Consider the following 22228-nt stretch of genomic DNA (forward strand, 5'->3'; position numbering starts at 1 on the left):
TAGACGGAAACGATTTGGTCTAAGAATGAATTTAATTGCTGGAATGGTGAATTGGATGCTCTTAAATTAACTTTCGCAAGAGATCTAATATTTATTTAATCGCCTCTATTGCTTGAATCGAATATTATACATATCAACTTTATAGGCATGAATGACGTATGGCTGACAGTCAATTTTCCAAAGCTCTTATTTTTATGCTGATTGGCTCCGCCATCATTTTAGCACTGTCATTGGGTGTACGTCATGCATTTGGCTTGTATCTGGTGCCGATGAGCGAAGAGTTTGGCTGGGGTCATAATGTTTTTAGCCTGGCCATTGCCATGCAAAACCTGATCTGGGGTGCAGTTCAGCCGATTACCGGGGCATTTGCCGATAAATATGGCAGCAAGATTGTGGTAGCTGTAGGCGGAGCCTTATATGCCATCGGTCTACTGTTGATGGCAGTCAGCTCGACCGGCTTACTTTTAAATCTGAGTGTCGGTTTAATTTTAGGTCTCGCCCTGTCTGCCACCTCATTTCCGGTGTTATTGTCTGCGGTCGGGCGTGCTGCCCCACCAGAAAAGCGCAGTTTGGCGATGGGAATTGCCAGTGCGGCCGGATCTTTTGGTCAGTTTATCATGCTGCCTTCGACCCTGTTGCTATTACAGAATGTCGGCTGGTCAGCAGCGCTGGTGGTCAGTGCCATTTTAATTGCACTGATTGTGCCATTGGCCTGGATGCTGAAAGCACCAATGTATGTTAATCCCAACGCAGCCTCTACCTCCAATAAAGTCTCACTCAGTTTTAAACAGATTCTGGTAGTGGTGAAAAATCATAAACCCTTTTGGTTTCTGGCCATGGGCTTTTTTGTTTGTGGTTTTCAGGTCGTTTTTATTGGCATCCACCTGCCGGGCTATCTGATTGATCATGGCTTTAATGCCACAACCGGTACGATTTTCTTAGCCTTAGTGGGTCTGTTTAATGTGGTAGGCACCTATACGGCCGGCTGGCTCGGTGGCAAATATTCCAAACCGCATCTGTTAATGGGATTATATGCCTTGCGTGGAATTGCAATTATTGCCTTTCTCATGCTGCCTCTGAGTACATGGACAGTTTATGCCTTTGGTGTCATTATGGGATTACTCTGGTTATCGACCGTTCCGCTGACCAATGGTATTGTGGCGAATATGTTCGGGGTGAAATATCTGACCATGCTCAGTGGCATTGTGTTCTTTACCCATCAGGTTGGCTCGTTTTTCGGTGGCTGGCTCGGTGGAGTCAACCATGATTTGAGCGGCAATTATAATGCGGTGTGGATGCTATCAATTGTCCTCAGCATTTTGGGGGTACTGGTGCATTTCTGGGTCAATGAGGAGCAAATCGTCCATGACTGATTCTCTGCTGAAACTCAAACTTTCGATTGCTGTGGCAATCCTGCTTTTACTGGCTTTGTCGATTGGACTGTGGTTTCAGACCCCTGAGCTGTTTGAGTATTTTAATCAGGCTTTCTGCCCACACTAAACTGCTGAAATATCCTCAGCAAAAAATACACAATCCATCGCACAATAAGTTAAATGTATTAAAATCAAATGAATAGTAAAAATATTAGATTATTCATAAACTTATCACTTCTTTTAATTTTATTTCAGTCCCGAATTTTCTTAGATTTTCATCAACAAGAAAATTCTGAGACTTGATAATGACCAGCTTAACCCAACTTTCACAAGCCATTCATGATGCCCCACGCTGGCATCAGCAAGATCAATTTCAACATCCGGCTGAAATCAAGATTGTACCGCAAATCGGTCAGGCCTTAGGCGCAGTGGTCTTTGGTCTGGATGCCCGTAAAGCCCAGTCATCCGAAACTATTCTAAAATTAAAACAGGCACTGGCCGAGCATCTGATTTTGATCTTTAAGCAGCAAAGTCTGGATGATTTCCAGTATCTGGCGTTTTCAACTTATTTTGGTTCCATTTTCCGCCCAGGTGCAGACACACCGGTACTGGCTGCGCAGTCCGATAGCGGTGTTCCACCCGATGTCGTGCCGGTTTCCAATGCCGTCGGTCAGGGAGATTATACCGGGCATGGTGAACTCACTCCACATGCCGATCATCAATGGACACCCCTACCTTCTTTTGGTTCCCTTCTGTATGCAATTGAACTGCCTCAGGACGGTGGGCAGACTAGCTGGATCAACACCATTAAAGCCTATGATGCACTCAATAAAGAAACCAAAGCACAGATTGATCAGCTGCAACTGATTACTTATAACCCTTTCGTGCGCCGTCAAAAAACCAGAGATCAGGCTGATGATCAAGGTTATGGCAATAGCCCGCTGTATCGCTTTAAAGATCAGCCCATATTAAGTCATGCCTATCCACATCCACTGGTGCGCACTCATCCTGAATCCGGTCGTAAAGCACTTTGGCTGAATACGCATACCGAAGTCGAACTGGTCAATTATGATGATCAGGCTGGCAGTCAACTGATCGCAAAATTACGTGAGCATATTTCAAAACCTGAGTTCGCTTATGAACATCACTGGGAAATTGGCGATATCGTGTTCTGGGATAATCAGGTGACTTTGCACTCACGCCGTCCATTCCCGGCTGATCAGCGCCGTTTATTAAAACGCATCAGTCTGGCGGGTAGCCGTCCGTTTTAGAAATGAGAAAAACACAATAACAAGAAAGGTCATTACAACCTTCGATAATAATGACTCACATGTAAATCCTCTACCATTGAGACTTTGACCGGCCCAATGGTTTTTTATTTTCTCGAATAATAAAACTATCTAACTCTGAATATAAGTATAGATAGTAAATTCCTTAACAAAACAAAGCGCCTGTTTACTTTTCCTCACCTAATCTGCCTAGTGTATTTTCCTTTTTCTGCTTAGCGTATTAGAAAATCAGCAATAAACCTATGGAAAGAGGAAACGATAATGAATCAGCTTCAATTTTCAGATTGTGTGCAAACCTGTATGAACTGTTCCCTGGCATGTGCCAACTGTGCCAGTGCCTGTCTTAAAGAAGAAGATCTGGAGATGATGCGGGAGTGTATCCAGCGCTGTCTGGATTGTGCAGATATTTGTCAGCTGTGTGCCCGTATGGAACAAAAGCAGTCTCCTTTCATGCATGAGATATGTGAACTCTGCGCAAAAGCATGTGACTACTGTGCAGAAGAATGTGGTCAGCACCAACATGAACATTGTCAGCAATGTGCCGAAGCTTGCCGCCGTTGTGCCGAAGAATGCCGAAAAATGGCGGCTTAAAAATTCAATTTGATCAACTTGACTGACTTAATTAATTCCAATAAAAAAACCGCAAGTGAAGACTTGCGGTTTTTTTTATCTAAGTAAAATATCTCACTTAGAATAAACGGTTCATACCATTCAGTGTGGCTACACGATACGCTTCCGCCATAGTCGGATAGTTAAACGTGGTTTCTACAAAGTACTTGATGGTATTGTTCGGGCTGTTCATGACTGCCTGACCAATATGGATAATTTCAGAAGCATTATTACCGAAGCAATGTACACCCAAAACTTCCAGTGTTTCACGATGGAACAGAATCTTTAATTCGCCCATAGTATCTCCGGTAATCTGTGCACGTGCCAAATGACGGAATGATGCCTGACCGACTTCATACGGAATCTTTTCTTCAGTCAGCTGCTGTTCAGTCTTACCAATCGAAGAAATCTCAGGAATGGTGTAAATCCCGGTTGGAATATCAGTCACCGGCGCAACGTCTTTCTCGCCGCTCATATTGGCACCCGCGCAACGACCTTGGTCATAGGCAGCAGAGGCTAGTGAAGGCCAACCGATCACATCACCGGCAGCGTAGATATTTTCTACTTCAGTCTGATATTGATCATTCACAGTCAATTGACCACGGCTGTTCGGTTTCAGGCCGACATTTTCAAGGCCTAGACCATCGGTATTGCCTGAACGGCCATTACACCACAAAATCGCGTCGGCTTTAATTTTCTTGCCGCTTTGCGTGTGCATCACCACATGGTCGTCAAATGTTTCTAAAAAGTCGATCTGTTCATTATGACGAATCAGCACACCCTGTTCACGCAAGTGATAAGACAGCGCATCAGAGATTTCATCATCCAGATAGCTTAAAAGTTTGTGCTGGGTGTTGATTAAATCAACTTTATGCCCCAGACCAATAAAGATCGAGGCATATTCACAACCGATTACACCTGCGCCATAAATAATGATTTTCTGGATGGAATAGTCCAGATCCAGAATTTTGTCTGAATCAAATACACGCGGATGATTAAAATCAAGAATGTCTGGACGATATGGACGCGAGCCGCTGGCAATGACCAGTTGCTTGAACATCAGCGTTTCTTTAATCCCGTCCGGATTAAATACAAAAATGGTATTTTGATCCTGAACATAGGCACGACCATGATAAATATCAATTTTATTGCGGTCGTAGAAACGTGAATGTGTATCTACTTGTTGTTGAATAACTCTATGTGCATGACGCAACACTTGCTTCATGGTGAACTGCTTCCAGTCCCCGACTTTTTGAAACAGTGGATCACGTTGATAACGGATAATACTGGATACCGTTTGACGCAATGCTTTACTTGGAATCGTACCGACATGGGTACAATTACCACCCAGCTGTTCACGCATTTCAACGATTGCAACACGCTTACCAGATTTGGCAAGTTTCATTGCCGCGCCTTCGCCCGCAGGGCCCGAACCTAGAACTACCGCATCATATTTAACGAAAGTCCCACTAACGACCTCTTTTTTACGTGGCATTCAACGCTCCTCAAAATTAAAAAATTCACTTTAATCTACCTGCTTATTATGACGTAAATCCTGTTGATTTGGTGTATTTAACTCACATATATTGCTTGAGAAGAACATTTTTTAAATGAATACCCCTTTTTGCCCTATTTAGAACGAAGTCCGTTATAATAACTGCGCTATCTTTGAGTATCTCCCCCTTCAAAAACAGTGGAAAAGTTGAATATGTCTGAAAACCGTAAACCTGAACAGGGCGTCAAACTTCGCGGTGCGGAAAAAGTTGCCCGCATTCCTGTAAAAGTTGTTCCTACGGTTGAAACGCCACGCAAGCCGGACTGGATCCGGGTGAAAATGGCGGCACCTGAAGAAGTTCAACGTATTAAAACCACATTACGTCAGCAAAAATTACATACGGTGTGCGAAGAAGCCGCCTGTCCAAACCTGCCTGAATGTTTTGGTGGCGGTACTGCGACCTTTATGATTATGGGTGATATCTGTACCCGTCGCTGTCCATTCTGTGATGTGGCTCATGGCCGTCCAAATGCACTGGATGCAGATGAACCGCGTCATATGGCTGAGACCATTGCCAACCTGGGTTTGAAATATGCGGTAATCACTTCGGTAGACCGTGATGATTTACTGGATGGCGGTGCACAGCATTTTGTCGATTGTATTAAAGAAGCACGTGCTCTAAGCCCAAATACCCTGCTGGAAATTCTGGTGCCGGACTTCCGTGGCCGTATGGATATCGCGCTGCGTATCATGACTGAATGTCCGCCAGATGTGTTTAACCACAATATCGAAACTGTACCGCGTTTATATAAAGCCATGCGTCCAGGTTCTGACTATCAGCACTCTTTAAACCTGCTAAAAATGTTTAAAGAATACTGCCCGGACGTACCAACCAAATGTGGTCTCATGGTCGGTATTGGTGAAACTGAAGAAGAAGTGCTTGCTCTGCTTGATGATTTACATGCGCATGGCGTGGATTATGTGACGATTGGTCAGTATTTGCAGCCTTCAAAAGAACATGCAGCGATTGACCGCTTCGTAACACCTGAAGAATTCGAGCGTTATACCGAACATGGCCAAAAACTGGGCTTCCGTAATATCTGGGCAGCACCAATGGTTCGTTCAAGCTACTTTGCCGACCGCCAATACAATGGCGAACCTGTACCAGCAGTGCGCCGTAAAGTTGACCCTGCCAAGAAAATTGCAGTTCAGGCCATTGAAGCTTAATCCTGTTTAAACTAATGAAATAAAAGCCCTCTCTTGTAGAGGGCTTTTTAATATCCATAATTGAAATTCTACTCAGCGTTAAACGCCATTTTTTATTTTAGATAAGATTAAGTCATTACTTATCTTCACATTTCTTTGCGCGTTCTCACTTGAAGAATGAGCATTTTTCAAACAATCTCAAAAATAGATGAAAGATTTAAAAATATCGTTGCAAGACTTGAAAACGATCATTCTCACACGTGCAATGCTGAACCTGTCCGATCCTCAAGCGACAAAAAAAATGAATGAACTGTGACAAAAATTCTATGAGATCTCGGCACAGGCAGCCTTGTATAAATCTGGAGAACTATAACAATGCTATTTATATTTGCTGTACTACTGCTATTACTTAGTTTATGGGCGGTTTTCTATTTTCAGCTCTCCCGTAGCGCGGGTGCAATTGCACTAATTGTCATGTCAGTAGTCTGTGCCTTTATTAGCCCATGGTCACTTATTCTCGGCATTCCGCTGATCCTGATTAGCCTTGTGGTAATGATCGACCCTTTACGTATGTCGTTCATTTCTAAACCGGCCTATAAAGCACTGGCCAATGCCATGCCGAGTATCAGCCCGACAGAACGTGAAGCACTGGACTCCGGAACCAGCTGGTGGGAAAAAGAACTGTTTATGGGTGCACCGAACTGGGAAACCTTTAACAGTTATCCCTATCCCAAATTATCGCTAGAAGAACAAGCTTTTCTGGACAATGAGGTTGAGACCTTGTGCAGCATGCTGGATGAATGGGAAATCCATGAGCAGAAAGCGCTGCCTGATCATGTCTGGCAATATATTAAGGAACATGGTTTCTTAGGCCTGATTATTCCCAAAGAATACGGCGGTCGTGCCTTTAGCTCCTTTGCCCAAAGTCGGGTGATGAGCAAGATTGCTTCGCGATCTCTGACCACAGCCGTGAGTTGTATGGTACCGAACTCACTCGGACCAGGCGAGCTGTTACTGCATTATGGTACCGAAGAACAGAAAGACCGTTATCTGCCGGGTCTGGCGCGAGGCGAAGAAATTCCCTGTTTCGGTTTGACCAGTCCGGAGGCCGGTTCCGATGCTGGTGCGATTCCTGATACCGGTGTAGTCTGCTATGGCCAGTTTGAAGGTCAGGAAGTCTTAGGCCTGAGAATGAATTTTTCCAAACGCTGGATTACGTTAGCTCCAATTGCGACAGTCGTAGGCTTGGCCTTTAAAATGTATGATCCGGATCATCTTTTGGGTGATCAGACTGAATATGGCATTACCTGTGCCCTGCTCCCTGCCAGTCATGAAGGCGTAATAGTGGGGCCACGGCATAACCCCGGACCACCATTTATGAATGGTACGGTTGAAGGTAAAGATGTGTTTATTCCTCTGGACTGGATTATTGGTGGCGTCAAAAATGCCGGCAAAGGCTGGCGTATGCTAATGGAATGTCTGGCGGTTGGTCGTGGTATTTCCCTACCAGCGCTGTCTACTTCTACTTCAGAAATGACTTATTTAAATGTCGGCGCTTTCTCTCGCATCCGTCAGCAGTTCAAAATTTCAGTTGGTAAGTTTGAGGGTGTTCAGGAAGCCACCAGTGAAATCGCCAGTGATACCTATATGCTGGAGGCTTTCCGTTATCTGGTCACCTGTGGTCTGAATCAGGGCGGCAAGCCTGCCGTAATGACAGCGATTGCCAAATATTATGCGACAGAAGGCATGCGTAAAGTGGTCAATCACGGTATGGATGTGGTCGGTGGCCGCGCCATTCAGATGGGTCCGCGTAACTTTCTGGCGCCTTATTATCAGGCAATTCCAGTCTCCATTACGGTTGAAGGCGCCAATATTCTTAGTCGTTCCCTGATGATTTTTGGACAGGGTTCAATGCGTTGCCATCCTTATCTTTATGAAGAATTACAGCTCTTACAAGCAGAAGATCCGGCAGCGGCTCTAAATCCTTTTGATAACTTGCTGTTTAAGCATTTGGGTTACACCTTTAACCGGACTGCTCGCTCCTTTGCCTATGCCTTTACAGGTGGCTCAAGTGCTGCGCCGCAAAGTGCGGTTGATTTCACCCAGCCTTATTATAAGATCATTAATCGGCTGAGTGCCAACTTTGCTTTAACTGCGGATATGTGCCTAGGTTTACTCGCAGGGGATATCAAACGTAAGGAAATGCTTTCGGGTCGTCTGGCCGATATTCATGCACATCTGTTTATTGCTTCCTCAATTCTGAAATATTTTGAGCATAGCAAAAAGACTGAAGATGAGCGTTTACATGCACAGCTTGCGGTAGAAAAATCTCTGTATACAGCGCAAGAAGCATTTTTTGATCTGTTTGCCAACTTCCCGGTAGGTACAGCAGCAAGCATGGTCAAACTATTATGTTTCCCATTTGGCCGTCCAGTACAGAAACCATCAGACCAGCTCAAACAGCAAGTTGCAAATAGCATGATGGAAGACAATGCTTTCCGGCGGGCACTCAAAAAACATGTCTACCATAATATCAATGAAAATGATATCACTGGTCGTATGGAATCTACTTTCAATCTGCTACTCGAGATTGAAAAACTCTGGGATCGTTTTAAAAAAGCAGAAAATAAAGACCAGTTCAAGGGTTTAAGCTTTGCAGAGCATGTGGCAGATGCACAGCTACATGGTTTTATTAATGATGAGGAAGCAGAAAAATTGCTGCACTACAATGCGCGTCGTTATGACAGCATGTTGACCGATGTATTTGATCTGCATTTGCAGGAAGTATTAGAGCTTGAGAATCCGTATCTCATCAAGGAAGATGCCAAAGGAACGGATACTTCAGTGCAAACTGATCCTTCACACTCAATATCACCTTAAATAAAACTTGAATTTAAGGTGTAATAAATTCCAGAGTGAAGTCATTTTATTACTTTACTCTGGAAGCTTCACAAGTGGCTTTTCAGCCACTTTTTTACGACTATTGCACGATGGTATTTCGCATGGAAAGTACTAAGCTAGCCTTATAAGAAAATTGAGGGTAGACAATGTCACAACAAGATTATGAAAATGGCTTGAAAGTCCGTACTGAAGTGATGGGTGAAAGCTTTGTGAAGCGTGCTCAGGAAAATACCGTGCCTTTTACCCAACCTCTACAGGACTGGATTAATGAACATGCCTGGGGTTCGACCTGGCAACGTGAAGGTGTTTTACCACGTAAATATCGTTCTTTAATTACCATTGCCTTCCTAACCGCGCAAAAAAGTCCCACTGAACTGAAAGGCCATGTGCGAGGTGCGCTGAATAATGGCGCAACGGTTGAGGAAATTCAGGAAGTGCTGCTGCATAGTCTGCCTTACTGCGGTGCACCGGCGACTCAGGAAGCATTTCGTGCGGCGCTTGAGGTGATTCAGGAATATGAAGCGAATTAAGAGACCTAAATATCAGTGTATTAAAGCTCTTTCATAAATAATTCTTAATGATTAAAAATTATTTATGAAATTCCCGCTCCTCATAGGAGAGGTTCTTTATAAAAAATCTCTCATCCTCTTGCGGAGCATGCTCCTCACCCCTAAGGGAGAGGGAACATCAAATATGAATGGACGATCATTTTCTAATTCATAAAAGAAATCTATTTAAATTGCTCAAATATCAGTTAAATTCAAAACTGCTTAGGCTATTTAAAGTAATGCTTAATAAGAAAGCCGAGAGTTATTAAATTCTCGGCTTTTCATATTTTTGATAATAAAATCTGTCGTTATGGATTTAATTCAAAATAATGGTTTTTCTATGAATAGCAATTTATAAGAAAGACTCTAACCCCTTAATTCAATCTGTGTACGTTGTTCTAAGCCTTGCACCGCAGCGGAGAAATCCAACTGGCTGGCCTGTGGCTTGGCAATCTGCTGGAACTGTTGTTGCACCAATGACATCACTGATAAATCCAGTTGCTGCTGTTGCACTAGTTCCAAAGCAATACCAATATCTTTCTGCAATAAATCCAGCGCAAAGGTTTTATGAAACTCACGGCTTAAAACCCGCTGTGCCATGATATTTTCTGACATGCTGCTTTTACCACTGGAATGATTAATACAGTTCAACGCACTGCTTAAATCAACTCCCTGCCCTTTCAGTACAGTCAAACCTTCAGCCAGTGCCCATAAATGGGTCGCCATCAAAGTATTATTAACGGCTTTCACTGCAAAACCAGAACCGCTTTCTCCCACATATTCAATCAAGCCAGCAAAAGCAGCAATGATCGGTTTAGCTTGTTCAAAGGCAGCTTCATTTCCTCCCACCATCACGGTTAAAGTACCTTTTTCTGCCCCAACAGTCTGACCGGATACTGGAGCATCCAGATAATAACTTCCCTGTTGCTCCAATCGTTTTGCCAGTTTTTGTGCCGATTCCGGCACACCGCTGGTACAGTCAATCCAGATTGCACCGGGTTTAGGTGGATATGCGGTAATTAATGCTTCCACATCCTGACTGGTCGGCAAACAGGAAAAGATAAAGTCGGCTTGAACCGCCTGTTCAATACCCACTGCCAGAGTCCTGAAAGATTGAGCATGATCTAGCGCTTTATGTTCAGTCCGGTTCCAGACCCAAACCGGGTGTCCGAGGTTTGGCAAATGGCAGGCCATATGCCACCCCATTGCCCCGAGTCCTAAAAATGCAATTGTTTGACTCAAAAAATACTCCTCATATTAAGCGACTGGCTTAACCTCAACTTCTGTTGCGGTCGATGCAGATACAGGCGATTCTTTTTCTTCCCCACGATTCAGGAACAGATTAAGTAAAATCGCCGCCAGAGTCGCAGTGCCAATCCCACCCAGATCAAAGCTACCAATCTGCAAGCTATAATTACCTGTACCCATAATCAGACACACTGCGCCAATAATCATTGTGCTGTTCTTGCTAAAGTCAATACGGTTATCTATCCAGATTTTGGCACCTGCAACCGTAATCAGACCGAATACTACAATCGAGGCACCGCCAAGCAAAGCTACAGGAATCGTACTGATCACCGCCCCAAATTTCGGTGAAAGTCCGAGCAAGATAGCGAATATCCCGGCAAAGATAAACACGGTGGTTGCATACACTTTGGTCACTGCCATCACGCCGATATTTTCAGCATAAGTGGTCATCCCGGTACCGCCGACAGAAGCAGAGAGTGAAGTACAGACACCATCTGCAAAGAAACCGCGTCCCATATACGGCGACAGATTTTTACCAGTCATTGCAGATACCGCTTTAAAGTGTCCCAGATTTTCCGCAACCAGAATAATGGCCACCGGTGCAATCATCAACATCGCATTCATTTCAAAGACTGGACTCTGGAAATTTGGCAGACCAAACCATGCCGCCTCACTGACTTTGCTGAAATCAATCGCAGGTCCGAAGCCCATTACATTAGTGAAAAGGAAATAAATCAGGTAGGAAGACAGTAGGCCTAATAACAGCAGTAAACGGCGCACCATCCCACGGGTAAATACCGCGATCACACTGATACAGATAATGGTGACTAGCGCCATCCAGGAATCAAACTGGTTGGCTGAAACACTTTTGATCGCGACAGGTGCCAGATTCAGACCGATAATCATCACGATGACGCCCGTGACCACGGGTGGCATCAGCTTTTCAATCCATGCAGTACCGGTTTTCATGACCAGCAGGCCAATCAAGGCATAAACAATACCGCAGGCAATGGTTCCCCCAAGTGCCAGCCCGATATTTGCATTTGCCCCCGCCCCAGAGTAGCCTGTGACCGCCACCACGGCGCCAATAAAGGCAAAACTGGATCCCAGATAACTTGGCAACCGACCGCCAGTAATCAGGAAAAATAAAATGGTACCAATCCCGGTAATAAAAATCGTGAGATTGGGATCAAACCCCATTAAAAGCGGTGCCAGCACGGTTGCCCCAAACATCGCAAACACATGCTGTAAACCGAGAATAATACTTTTCCCAGCCGGCAGATATTCATCTGTTTGAACTGGTGTTGTATCGATATTGCCTTGGTAAGGCTTAAATTTTGGAAACCACGTTTCTTTTTCTTGCATGGGCTTCCCCTCCTTGATTAGGACTGAATTGATTTAGCACATTTTGTGTGGCTCACAGTAAGAACGGTTAAAGTACATCAGCGCATTGCCTTGATGCTGGCACATGGCTTTCACTTCACAGAACAGCACGTCATGACTGCCTACAGATAAACATTGGACCACCTCGCAGTCGAAACTGACCAAGGCATCCTCAAGTACAGGTGACTGGGTCACCAAAGTTTTCCAGTTCCCCTGACTGAAACGCTCTGCCATCGGTGTTTTTCCACCGAACAGATTGGATAGATGCTGTTGATGTGATGCCAAGGTATTCACACACAACACCTGATTATTTTTAAAAGTCTCATAAACTGAGGATGAACGGTTCAGGCAGACCAGCAACGTTGGTGGTGTATCCGTCACGCTACATACGGCTGAGGCAGTAAATCCTGCCTGTCCTGCCTCACCTTGCGTGGTAATGACATTGACTGCAGCCCCGAGATTGGACATGCCTTGACGGAAAATCTGCTGATCAACTTGGGTAAAGATGTCATCTGATGCGTTAGTCGCCAAAACCTTATTTAATGCGTTATTTTCTGCAACTGTTTCTGTGATGATTTTAGATAGTTTGGCATTCATGCTGTTCTCCCGCCCCCAAGTCAATATTCAGTTTCAGACCTGGGGCATCTAGTAATGAGATTGAATCAGGTGGATCGGCTTATACATGGGCAATCGAAGCAATTTCGACCAGCGCATCAGGTTTGACCAAACCTGTCTGTACGCAATACCGTGCCGGCTTATCTCCCGGGAAATACTCTGCATAAACTGCATTAATCGCAGCATAATCTGCCCAGTCTTTGACAAAGACATGGTTAAAGGTCACGTCATCCATACTGCCGCCTGCTTCTTCAATCACACGCTTGATAGTTTCCAGAATATGACGGGTCTGTGCTGCGGCATCACCGACATGCACCACATTATTATTTTCATCAAAAGCTAATGTACCGGATACATACACGATATTGTCTGCCTTGGTTGCCGGTACATACGGTGCTAATGGTTTCGATGTTCCTGCTGGAATAATGATTTCTTTAGGCATACTATTTTTTCCTTAATTCTGTTCTTTAATTCTTTATGCGCTTACAGCTAATTTAGTTTCTTTTAGTGACTAACTTTCTTTTTGAAAGGTCTCTACAAAATTTTTGGTATCTGATACCCAGCCAAAGAAAGTCTTGATGTTATACAGACTGACTTCATGCGCTTCGACTGGACCGGCCTGATGGCAGGCATCAGCAAGTGCGACACCGAAGTACTCCAGGAAGAAGCCATCACGTAGCGTCGACTCCACACAAACGTTGGTGGCAATCCCGACAAAGACCAGATTACGGATACCTCGGACACGTAACATGCTGTCCAGCGCAGTATTAAAGAAACCGCTATAACGTGGCTTTTCGATCACCAGGTCTTGTGGCAGTGGCTTTAACTCATCAATCAGCTCAAAATCCCAGCCACCTTTTGCTAACAATTGCCCCTGTAATTCAGGACGTTTACGCATGGTCTTTAAGGCATTGGATTTATGGAAATTTGGAGAGTCCTTACCACCCGCTTCCTTATATTCTGCATCCCAGCCATTTTTGAAATAAATCACCTGAATACCGGCTGCATGTGCGGCATCAACGGCCTTTTTAATATTTTCAACCACGGGCTTGGTTTTCGAGACATCAAAGCCCGCCAGATCCAGATAGCCACCCTGAGAGGTATAGGCATTTTGCATATCAATCACAATCAAGGCTGTCTGTTCTGGTGCAAGACAAATCGCTTCGGGTTCCGCTTTAAGCGTTTTTCCTGTGCCGAGTTTTTCCGTAAAACCGGCTGTTACGACTGATTCACTCATGCGCTTTTCTCCAAAACTGGCGCTTCATCTTCAATGACAATATGATCACGGCATTTCATTAGCGGCTGGATTTTTTGACCAAAGTCTTCAACCCCTTGAATAAAATCATCAAAAGTTAGTAGTACGCCTTCCGTACCTTTGATCTCACCAATTTCATCCAACATTCGTGCCACATTTTCATAAGAACCCACCAGCGTACCCATATTGATGTTGACTGGAGATACGCTAGAAGCCATTTGACGGATATTGGTGTCTGCACCGGAAGTGGTATCTTTACCGCCTTGATTCATCAGCCAGTTAATCGCTTCCATATCAGCACCATCGTTATAGTGCTGCCATTTGGCTTGCGCTTCTTCATCAGTTTCTGCAGCAATCACCATAAACAGCACATAAGTCTGTACATCACGGCCAGTCACATCTGTTTTTTCTTTGAGGCGGTCATTAATTTCTGCATAAGCTGTTGGAGTATTCAGGCCTTTACCAAACACGAAGTTATAGTCAGCATATTGTGCAGAAAACTCTAAACCTGCATCAGATTGACCTGCACAGATAATCTTCATGTCGGCTTGTGGACGTGGGCTAACACGGCAATCTTCCATCTGGAAATGTTCGCCTTTAAAGTCTGATTTACCAGTCGCCCAAAGTTCACGCAGAATTTGTACATATTCAGACAGATATTCATAGCGTTTGCCAAAATAGTCATTACCTGGCCACATACCCATTTGGGTATATTCAGGTGGCTGCCAGCCAGTTACGACATTCAGACCAAAACGGCCATTTGAAATCGAATCAATTGTTGATGCCATACGCGCGACAATTGCGGGTGGCATGACTAGAGTTGCAGCTGTTGCATAAATTTGAATTTTGCTGGTCACCGCTGCGAGACCCGCCATCAGGGTAAAAGTTTCCAGGTTATGCTCCCAGAATTCAGTCTTGCCACCAAAGCCACGCAGCTTGATCATGGAGAGTGCGAAATCGAAACCATAGTGTTCAGCACGCTGTACGATTTGTTTATTTAACTCAAAAGTCGGCATGTACTGTGGTGCATTTTCAGAGAGTAACCAGCCGTTGTTTCCAATTGGACAGAAGACACCTATTTTCATTTTCACACCTCATTATTTTTAACCAATATTCAAAATCCTGTTGCCAATTCAGGTTTTTTATTTATGTTTAAAATATTGCAAACCGCGTGCCAATTATTTTTAGTTATTTATTTTCAAATACTTAATATTTATATTTTTGAATTTTTAGTAAAATAATGATTTCCACCCCTGAATCAATTTTGCTCATCGTGTTTCATTCAGGTGCATTAAAATTGATCATCATCGCTTTTAGGAAGAATCATATTTTGAGTAAAAACTATAAAAATGATTCATTAGAAAAAATAAAAAGCCAGAAACAGGTTCTGGCTTGAGCAAATAAAATTACTTGCTGAGAATATCAGGCTGATTTTAAAAATTGCAGCATGCTTTGGTTGATCTGGGCGGTTTCAGTCACTGTAGAAGCATGCGCTCCTGTTGCAAACAGACTGAGCTGACTCTGCGGTAATAATTGCTGAAGTTGTTGTGAACGTTGATATGGCACCAGAAAATCATCCTGATTGGCAATCAGATGTATAGGAACATCTTTGAGTGCCTGCTGATGTTCTGCTTCAATTCTGAACGCCTGAACTGCCTGTATACGAGCCAAGGCATTTTGAATTGGCGGAAAGTCCAGTAGCTGTTTATTTTCTGCTTCTGTTAACGGGTCAAGATGTGTCGAGATCCAGTGTGGAGGATACAGAAATAAGGCTTGTGCCCGCACATAAGCCTCGGCTCCGCTATTCAACAATAATGATGTGCGTGCCTGAAAACATTTTTGGGTATGTGAATCCAGTTCTCCCCAGGCATTCAACATAGTCAGGCTGAATAACTTAAACGCTTTATCAACCTGATAGGTTGCGAGTTGCATGCCGATATGCCCACCCAATGCATGACCAATAAAATGAAATTCACGGATATCCTGATTGATCAATAAATCCAGAATCTGTCGGGCCATATGATCTACGCAATAAGGTATTGACAACAGTCCAGAATCCGAATGGCAACCTTCCTGATCATAAGTCACCACATGAAAATCTTGCTGCAAAACCTCAATTTGTGGATTCCAGAAACTGGCATGTCCGCCTAGCCCAGAAGAAAGCACTACATAAGGCGCATCGGCCCGTGCTGCACGATGAATAAATAAAGACATAAAATTCTCATAGTTTCGCTATGAGATGAGTGCAGCAAAATACATGCCTGAACAGGACTATTTTTGAACAATTGTTAAAATTATAGCCAGTACACATTAAAGCTGTAATAAAATTCCTGTACCTCAAAGCGCACGTTATAGCCTAGATCTGTTAACTCCGCAGACAAGTCACGAATATCTTCCAAAGGCAGATGTTTAGGAAAAACTGTCAGTACCGCTGTATTGCCTTGCCGGGCATTATCTTCAATCAGTTGCGCCAGACGTGGCTTATACATTTCAATATTCAGGTTAGCAACATTGGATAAAATTTTGGCCTGATCTGCCGTCATAAAAGTCATTTTTATTTTCTCTTTTAATGTTATTTCATTAAGCTAAATGATTTATAAAGCGCTTAATATTTCACTTTTGTATCAGAACAAGCTGAAATAATTGCATAAAAAAATCCCTCATGATGAGGGATTTTTTTTGATCAAACTTACTGGCCTGGTAGAGGAATATATTGTGAAGCACTGTCTTGTGCCTTACGTTCAGTCACCACAACTTCTAGCATCATGGTTTTCCCTGCCCGCTCAATTTCAATCTGAATGGTACTGTTTGGCTTTTGCAAAGCCACAAAATTAATCAGATGTGAGGCGGAACTAATCTCTTCCTCATTTACTTTCATAATTTTATCACCACGCTGGATTCCCGCTTTGGCAGCAGGTCCATCTGGGAGCACTTCTGCGACCGTTACGCCTTTTTCTTTGGGTTGCAGGACATCATCACGCTCTGCAGGTAATAAGCTGATCCCTAACCAGCCACGAACCACACGGCCATCTTTCAAAATGGCATTCATCACCTGCTGACAGATTTTGGCCGGAATGGCAAAACCAATCCCCAGTGAACCACCAGACTGCGAGAAGATTGCGGTATTGACGCCAATTAAATTACCGGCGACATCAATAAGTGCACCGCCCGAGTTACCCGGGTTAATTGCAGCATCAGTCTGCACAAAGTCTTCATAGGTATTAATACCCAAGTCTGAACGGCCCGTTGCTGAGATAATCCCCTGCGTCACGGTTTGCCCAACACCAAAAGGATTACCAATGGCCAGAACCACATCACCGACTTCATTGCCACTGAGTTTAAATGGCAAAACTGGCAATTGCGTCAGTTCAATCTTGATCACAGCCAGATCGGTATCCGGATCAGTTCCGACCACCTTGGCTTCAGCACGACGACCATCCTGCAAAGCCACTACAATCTGATCGGCCTGTGCAATCACGTGGTTATTGGTCAGGATATAACCGTCTGGACGTACAATTACACCCGAACCTAAACTGTTTTCATTCGGGCTTTGTCCATACTGGTCAGGCAACTGATCGCCAAAGAATTCACGAAATACCGGATCGGTCAGTAAAGGATGCGCCTGTTGCTTGACTTTTTGGGTAGTAAAAATATTCACGACAGCGGGTGCTGCCACTTTTACAGCAGCACTATAGGAGACCACGCCTCCTGAGCGCGACGTATCAATCAACGGCTCTACTTTTTCAGCAGGCATTTTGACACCATCTGGCGCAACTGGTGCCTTTGGTTTTTGTAGTTGTTGCCACCCCAAAAAACCGATAATGACTAAAATCAGTAACACCCAGGGTAACCATGTAAAGGTGCGGCGCACGTTGCTATCCTCTAAAATATTTTAATTCGTTGATGACTAAGTAATTTGTGTCCTATTGTAATGCGAAATACATAACTAAACACAAAAAATTCCACAGAGATTTGTGCAGCTTTAGTTACAATTAGACCTATAGATAAATATGGGCAAGTTTTTAAACTTACAGGAATTTTATGGCGAATTTGAACGATATTATTCAATGGTGTGACCAAACTTTGGCAGCACGTGAATTTAAGGACTATGCACCGAATGGCTTGCAGATTGAAGGCAAATCCGAAGTGAATAAAATCCTCTGTGCCGTGACCGCCTCCCAGAGTGCAATTGAAGCTGCAATTGAGCAAGGCGCTGATCTATTGCTGGTTCATCATGGCTATTTCTGGAAAGGAGAAGCCTATCCGATTACGGGAATGCGTGGTAAACGCATTAAAACCCTGATTCAAAATGATATTTCACTGGTTGGCTATCACCTACCTTTAGACAGTCATCCAACTCTGGGAAATAATGCTGCCATTGCGGATTTATTAGAACTCGAAAATATCGAACAGCTGGATCCGAGTGAAAAACGTCCGATTGGCAATATTGGCTATTTAAAACAGCCAATGAGTCCGGAAGATTTTAAAAATTATGTTTCAGAAAAGCTGGGCTTTGATGCGATTCATCTGCCTGCAGACAAAACTCAAATCCATAAAGTCGGTTTCTGTACCGGCGGTGCGCAGGATTATATTCAAAAAGCGGCACTACAGAACTGTGATGCCTATATTTCGGGCGAAGTGTCTGAACGGACCTTTTATGAAGCTCAGGAACTGAATGTGCATTATTATGCCTGTGGCCATCATGCGACTGAAAAATACGGTGTGCAACGCCTGGCCAAGGCTATTTCAGAACAGTTTAATATTGAGTATGATTATTTCGAATTAAACAATCCGATTTAATTCGACTGACGTTTATGATCAGTGGCTTTATTCATATATTTTCAGGCTTTATTCTGTATTGTTATTTATACACGATGCCCATTTCTGCCCGATTATCTATTACAATAAAGCCACTTATTGTTAAAACCCAGCAAAATGCAAGGAATTGAAAACATGACAACCATTACTTTACCAGCATTACCTTATGGCTACGAAGATCTTGCTCCACACATCAGCAAAGAAACTTTAGAATACCATCACGACAAACACCACAATACGTATGTGGTTAACCTGAATAACCTGATCGCTGGTACTGAGCTTGAAGGCAAAACTCTAGAAGAAATTATTACAGCAACTGCTGGTGATGCTTCTAAAGCGGGTGTTTTCAATAACGCGGCTCAAGTTTGGAACCACACGTTCTACTGGAACTGTATGGCTAAAAACGGCGGCGGTAAAGCAACTGGTACTTTGGCTGCGAAAATTGACGAAGCATTCGGTTCTTATGAAAAATTTGCTGAAGAATTTGCTGCTGCTGCAACTACTCAATTTGGTTCAGGTTGGGCTTGGTTAGTGGCTGACGAAGTAAACGGTCAGCTTTCAATCATGAAAACTTCAAATGCTGATACGCCAATGGCGCACGGTAAAATTGCAGTGTTGACGATTGACGTTTGGGAACACGCTTACTACATCGATTTCCGTAATGCTCGTCCTAAGTACATCTCTACTTTCCTAGAAAGCCTAGTAAACTGGGATTATGCAAATGCGAAATATGCAGGTCAGCCTGCAGGTGTTGAGAAATAATTTTTTATTTCTTTGCTAAACAAATCACCCATTTTGGGTGATTTTTTTATTTTTAGGCACTAAATGAATATTAATAAAGCAAACAATTCATTTCTTTACATTAATTGATTGACGACCTGGTTATTCATCCCTAAAATGCCGATCAGATTCTCCAATAGCTCAGTCGGTAGAGCGACGGACTGTTAATCCGCAGGTCCCTGGTTCGAGCCCAGGTTGGAGAGCCATCTATTCTTCCATAGCTCAGTCGGTAGAGCGACGGACTGTTAATCCGCAGGTCCCTGGTTCGAGCCCAGGTGGAAGAGCCAAGATTCTAAAAAACCCACTCATTGCGAAGTGGGTTTTTTTATAGCTGTATTTTTTAAATTGAGATCATATTGATTTATATGCGCGATCAGCTAACTTATTTCTTATGCTCCAGATCACTTATCAAAATTAAGGCTGATCGCGATTTTGCTGTTAAGACCAGTTTACATAAACATAACAGTTTGAACTACAAACCTTTTCGACTATTTTTAAAACACTTGATTCAATTTCTGCAGCTTTTTTCCAAAAGTGCCTTGACCCCTTTTCAAATCTCTCTATAATCGCTGTCAGATTCTCCAATAGCTCAGTCGGTAGAGCGACGGACTGTTAATCCGCAGGTCCCTGGTTCGAGCCCAGGTTGGAGAGCCAATCTATTCTCCCATAGCTCAGTCGGTAGAGCGACGGACTGTTAATCCGCAGGTCCCTGGTTCGAGCCCAGGTGGGAGAGCCAAGATTCTAAAAAACCCACTCATTGCGAAGTGGGTTTTTTTATTCTCCTCTTTTGTGATCTGTGTTTAATTTGAGTCAGTTTATATTTTTTGTGATTGGCTGCCTGGCAACTTTTGCATTAGTTTGCCTGCTCTTGCCGCATCTCTTCACTCGTCAAAAGAAATTCTATCCAAAGCGCGTCATTACTGCTTTTGAAAGCAGGATGTTTACACGTCTGAAAGATGCCTTTCCCCATCATCATATTCTGGCACAAGTCGCATTTAGCGCTTTGATCACGCACGATCAGATGAAAATGCGTAATCAATTTAATCGTAAAGTTACAGACTTCGTAGTACTTGATCGTGAATATAATGTAGTGGCGATTGTCGAACTGGATGATCCGAGCCATATTGGCAAAGAGCAGGAAGATGCTGAACGTGATGCGATGCTGATTGCAGCAGGCTATACCGTGATTCGATACACTCAGATTCCAACTATCAGACAACTGCAAAGGGATTTAAGATAAGTTAAACTGTGCAATTTCGGCACTTTCCAGTGCAGCTTGAATTGGATTAATCAAAGCCTCCTGCTCCGCTTTTAATTTCTCGGCAGCTTTTAGTGCTTCAAAATTAGCCAATCCTCGTCCAATTTAACATCTCATCACAAGCATTCTCAGTTAAACCTGCCTTTCTGCAGGATTAGGGTGATAAAGTTTAAGTTATCGCTCTATAATCCTTTCGAAAACAAAATATAAGTCAGATGACCTGATTGGCCTGTTTCATTTCCGGCCCTCATCATCTTACTTATTTTTGGCGTTGTTTTTTTATTCAGTGATCGTTTATTTATGCAAAATTCTATTCGTATTGGTATCGCGGGTTACGGTAATCTTGGCCGCGGTGTTGAAACTGCCATCCAAAAAAATCCTGATATGCAGCTTGTCGGTATTTTTACTCGCCGCTCACCAAGCAGCGTCTCTCCTTGCTTTGCAGAAACTCAAGTGTATAGCATGGATGCACTATTAAATGATTTTAGCGATAAAATTGATGTGCTGATTCTTTGTAGCGGCTCTAAAGATGACTTGCCACAACAGGCGCCTATCTTTGCAAGTAAATTCAATACCGTAGATAGTTTTGATACGCATGCACGTATTTCGGAATACTATGCTGCAGTCGACGCACCTGCCCTTGCTAACAAAAAAACAGCCATGATTTCTATTGGCTGGGATCCTGGCATGTTCTCGATTAACCGTTTATTTGGTGAAGCATTATTACCAGATGGCGAAACTTATACCTTTTGGGGTAAAGGCTTAAGCCAAGGCCATTCAGATGCGATTCGCCGTGTACCAGGGGTGAAAGCTGGTGTTCAATACACCATTCCATCTACTGACGCGATTGAACAAGTCCGCAGTGGCGCACGACCTGAGTTAAGCACCAAAGACAAACATCATCGTGACTGTTATGTGGTCTTGGAACAAGGGGCTGATGCGGCAACAGTTGAACAAACCATCATCAGCATGCCTGATTATTTTGCGGATTATAATACGACCGTGAATTTTATCAGTGAGGAAACTTTACTGAAAGATCATCAGGATATGCCACATGGCGGTTTTGTCATCCGTAGTGGTAATACCAGTGATGCACAAAAACAGGTGATTGAGTTTTCTTTAAAGCTGAATAGCAATCCTGAGTTTACCGCAAGTGTGTTAGTGGCTTATGCCCGTGCCTGCTACCGTCTGAATCAAACCCAGCAATATGGTGCTAAAACAGCATTAGATGTAGCACCGGCTCTACTTTCAATTAAATCTCCTGAGCAATTGCGTAAAGAATTGCTTTAAGATGATTTAAATATAGCCACCGATCGGATGATGGGTGGCTATATTTTTCTGTTGAAAAGCGCAAATTACTTCATCAAGAAATATCGAATATCTACAATCGAGTGAGATAGTTTTCGACAAACGATGCAACTATCTACTACACAGACATTTGCAGTATTAG

At 43.4% G+C, this 22228-nt stretch carries 21 protein-coding genes and 4 tRNA genes; 15 read left to right on the plus strand and 10 right to left on the minus strand.

Going from position 1 to position 22228, the window contains the following annotated elements:
* Positions 1-158: 158 nt before the first annotated feature.
* The 4 genes from NI462_RS03220 to NI462_RS03230 all read left to right on the plus strand — a co-directional run bounded on the left by NI462_RS03220 (position 159) and on the right by NI462_RS03230 (position 3253).
* Positions 159-1373, plus strand: a complete 1215-nt coding sequence (locus NI462_RS03220) for an MFS transporter (protein WP_253159070.1) — start codon at positions 159-161, stop codon at positions 1371-1373.
* Entirely contained in the window at positions 1366-1500 is a 135-nt protein-coding gene (locus tag NI462_RS15045; RefSeq protein ID WP_290444188.1) for a hypothetical protein, read from the plus strand. The genes NI462_RS03220 and NI462_RS15045 overlap by 8 nt, the downstream gene beginning before the upstream one ends.
* A gap of 178 nt (positions 1501-1678) precedes the next feature.
* A complete protein-coding gene (locus NI462_RS03225; protein ID WP_253159073.1) occupies positions 1679-2644 on the plus strand; it encodes a TauD/TfdA dioxygenase family protein in 966 nt (321 codons plus the stop codon).
* A 279-nt stretch (positions 2645-2923) separates the two neighbouring features.
* The gene (locus NI462_RS03230; protein ID WP_153566495.1) at positions 2924-3253 is read left to right on the plus strand and encodes a four-helix bundle copper-binding protein; all 330 of its coding nucleotides are present in this window, start codon (positions 2924-2926) and stop codon (positions 3251-3253) included.
* 97 nt (positions 3254-3350) lie between these two features.
* On the opposite strand, the gene sthA is transcribed toward NI462_RS03230, so the two are convergent.
* Entirely contained in the window at positions 3351-4766 is a 1416-nt protein-coding gene (sthA, locus tag NI462_RS03235) for a Si-specific NAD(P)(+) transhydrogenase (RefSeq protein WP_253159075.1), read from the minus strand.
* Positions 4767-4979: 213 nt separating this feature from the next.
* Between sthA and lipA the strand changes: the two genes are divergently transcribed.
* From lipA to NI462_RS03250, 3 genes are all read left to right on the plus strand, one after another.
* Positions 4980-5993, plus strand: a complete 1014-nt coding sequence (lipA, locus tag NI462_RS03240) for a lipoyl synthase (protein WP_004730131.1) — start codon at positions 4980-4982, stop codon at positions 5991-5993.
* 354 nt (positions 5994-6347) lie between these two features.
* Positions 6348-8852 (plus strand): acyl-CoA dehydrogenase, encoded by a 2505-nt coding sequence (locus NI462_RS03245; protein ID WP_253159077.1) that lies wholly within the window; start codon positions 6348-6350, stop codon positions 8850-8852.
* A 167-nt stretch (positions 8853-9019) separates the two neighbouring features.
* Positions 9020-9403, plus strand: a complete 384-nt coding sequence (locus NI462_RS03250; RefSeq protein ID WP_005246836.1) for a carboxymuconolactone decarboxylase family protein — start codon at positions 9020-9022, stop codon at positions 9401-9403.
* A gap of 384 nt (positions 9404-9787) precedes the next feature.
* On the opposite strand, the gene NI462_RS03255 is transcribed toward NI462_RS03250, so the two are convergent.
* The 9 genes from NI462_RS03255 to NI462_RS03295 all read right to left on the minus strand — a co-directional run bounded on the left by NI462_RS03255 (position 9788) and on the right by NI462_RS03295 (position 17793).
* A complete protein-coding gene (locus NI462_RS03255; RefSeq protein WP_253159319.1) occupies positions 9788-10627 on the minus strand; it encodes an NAD(P)-dependent oxidoreductase in 840 nt (279 codons plus the stop codon).
* A gap of 51 nt (positions 10628-10678) precedes the next feature.
* Positions 10679-12034 carry a pyrimidine utilization transport protein G gene (gene rutG, locus NI462_RS03260; protein ID WP_253159079.1) on the minus strand — a complete coding sequence of 452 codons (1356 nt, stop codon included), beginning with the start codon at positions 12032-12034 and terminating at the stop codon, positions 10679-10681.
* 33 nt (positions 12035-12067) lie between these two features.
* Positions 12068-12583 (minus strand): NADH-dependent FMN reductase RutF, encoded by a 516-nt coding sequence (rutF, locus tag NI462_RS03265; RefSeq protein WP_435574959.1) that lies wholly within the window; start codon positions 12581-12583, stop codon positions 12068-12070.
* A gap of 145 nt (positions 12584-12728) precedes the next feature.
* On the minus strand, positions 12729-13109 hold the full coding sequence (gene rutC, locus NI462_RS03270; RefSeq protein ID WP_004646493.1) for a pyrimidine utilization protein C: 381 nt from the start codon (positions 13107-13109) through the stop codon (positions 12729-12731).
* A gap of 69 nt (positions 13110-13178) precedes the next feature.
* A complete protein-coding gene (gene rutB, locus NI462_RS03275) occupies positions 13179-13904 on the minus strand; it encodes a pyrimidine utilization protein B (protein WP_253159083.1) in 726 nt (241 codons plus the stop codon).
* On the minus strand, positions 13901-15007 hold the full coding sequence (gene rutA / locus NI462_RS03280) for a pyrimidine utilization protein A (protein WP_253159085.1): 1107 nt from the start codon (positions 15005-15007) through the stop codon (positions 13901-13903). The genes rutB and rutA overlap by 4 nt, the downstream gene beginning before the upstream one ends.
* Before the next feature lie 337 nt (positions 15008-15344).
* Positions 15345-16136: a pyrimidine utilization protein D gene (gene rutD / locus NI462_RS03285; protein ID WP_253159087.1), complete on the minus strand. Its 792-nt coding sequence runs from the start codon at positions 16134-16136 to the stop codon at positions 15345-15347.
* Positions 16137-16216: 80 nt separating this feature from the next.
* Complete coding sequence (locus tag NI462_RS03290; protein WP_184412569.1) at positions 16217-16474, minus strand: hypothetical protein; 258 nt, start codon at positions 16472-16474, stop codon at positions 16217-16219.
* A 137-nt stretch (positions 16475-16611) separates the two neighbouring features.
* Entirely contained in the window at positions 16612-17793 is a 1182-nt protein-coding gene (locus NI462_RS03295) for a S1C family serine protease (RefSeq protein WP_148334389.1), read from the minus strand.
* 170 nt (positions 17794-17963) lie between these two features.
* On the opposite strand from NI462_RS03295, the gene NI462_RS03300 reads away from it, so the two are divergent.
* The 8 genes from NI462_RS03300 (at position 17964) to NI462_RS03335 (ending at position 22068) form a co-directional block, all read left to right on the plus strand.
* Complete coding sequence (locus NI462_RS03300) at positions 17964-18722, plus strand: Nif3-like dinuclear metal center hexameric protein (protein ID WP_253159089.1); 759 nt, start codon at positions 17964-17966, stop codon at positions 18720-18722.
* 153 nt (positions 18723-18875) lie between these two features.
* Positions 18876-19502 (plus strand): superoxide dismutase SodB, encoded by a 627-nt coding sequence (sodB, locus tag NI462_RS03305; protein WP_004646486.1) that lies wholly within the window; start codon positions 18876-18878, stop codon positions 19500-19502.
* Between the two features lie 148 nt (positions 19503-19650).
* Positions 19651-19726 (plus strand) — tRNA-Asn (locus tag NI462_RS03310).
* Between the two features lie 5 nt (positions 19727-19731).
* A tRNA-Asn gene (locus tag NI462_RS03315) sits at positions 19732-19807 on the plus strand.
* A 291-nt stretch (positions 19808-20098) separates the two neighbouring features.
* Positions 20099-20174: transfer RNA gene (locus NI462_RS03320), tRNA-Asn, on the plus strand.
* Positions 20175-20180: 6 nt separating this feature from the next.
* Positions 20181-20256, plus strand: a tRNA-Asn gene (locus NI462_RS03325).
* A gap of 60 nt (positions 20257-20316) precedes the next feature.
* Entirely contained in the window at positions 20317-20760 is a 444-nt protein-coding gene (locus tag NI462_RS03330; RefSeq protein ID WP_184412565.1) for a DUF2726 domain-containing protein, read from the plus strand.
* Between the two features lie 318 nt (positions 20761-21078).
* Positions 21079-22068 (plus strand): diaminopimelate dehydrogenase, encoded by a 990-nt coding sequence (locus tag NI462_RS03335; RefSeq protein ID WP_253113865.1) that lies wholly within the window; start codon positions 21079-21081, stop codon positions 22066-22068.
* Positions 22069-22228 lie beyond the last annotated feature (160 nt).

The organism is Acinetobacter lwoffii, assembly GCF_024129715.1.
GTDB lineage: Bacteria > Pseudomonadota > Gammaproteobacteria > Pseudomonadales > Moraxellaceae > Acinetobacter > Acinetobacter lwoffii_U.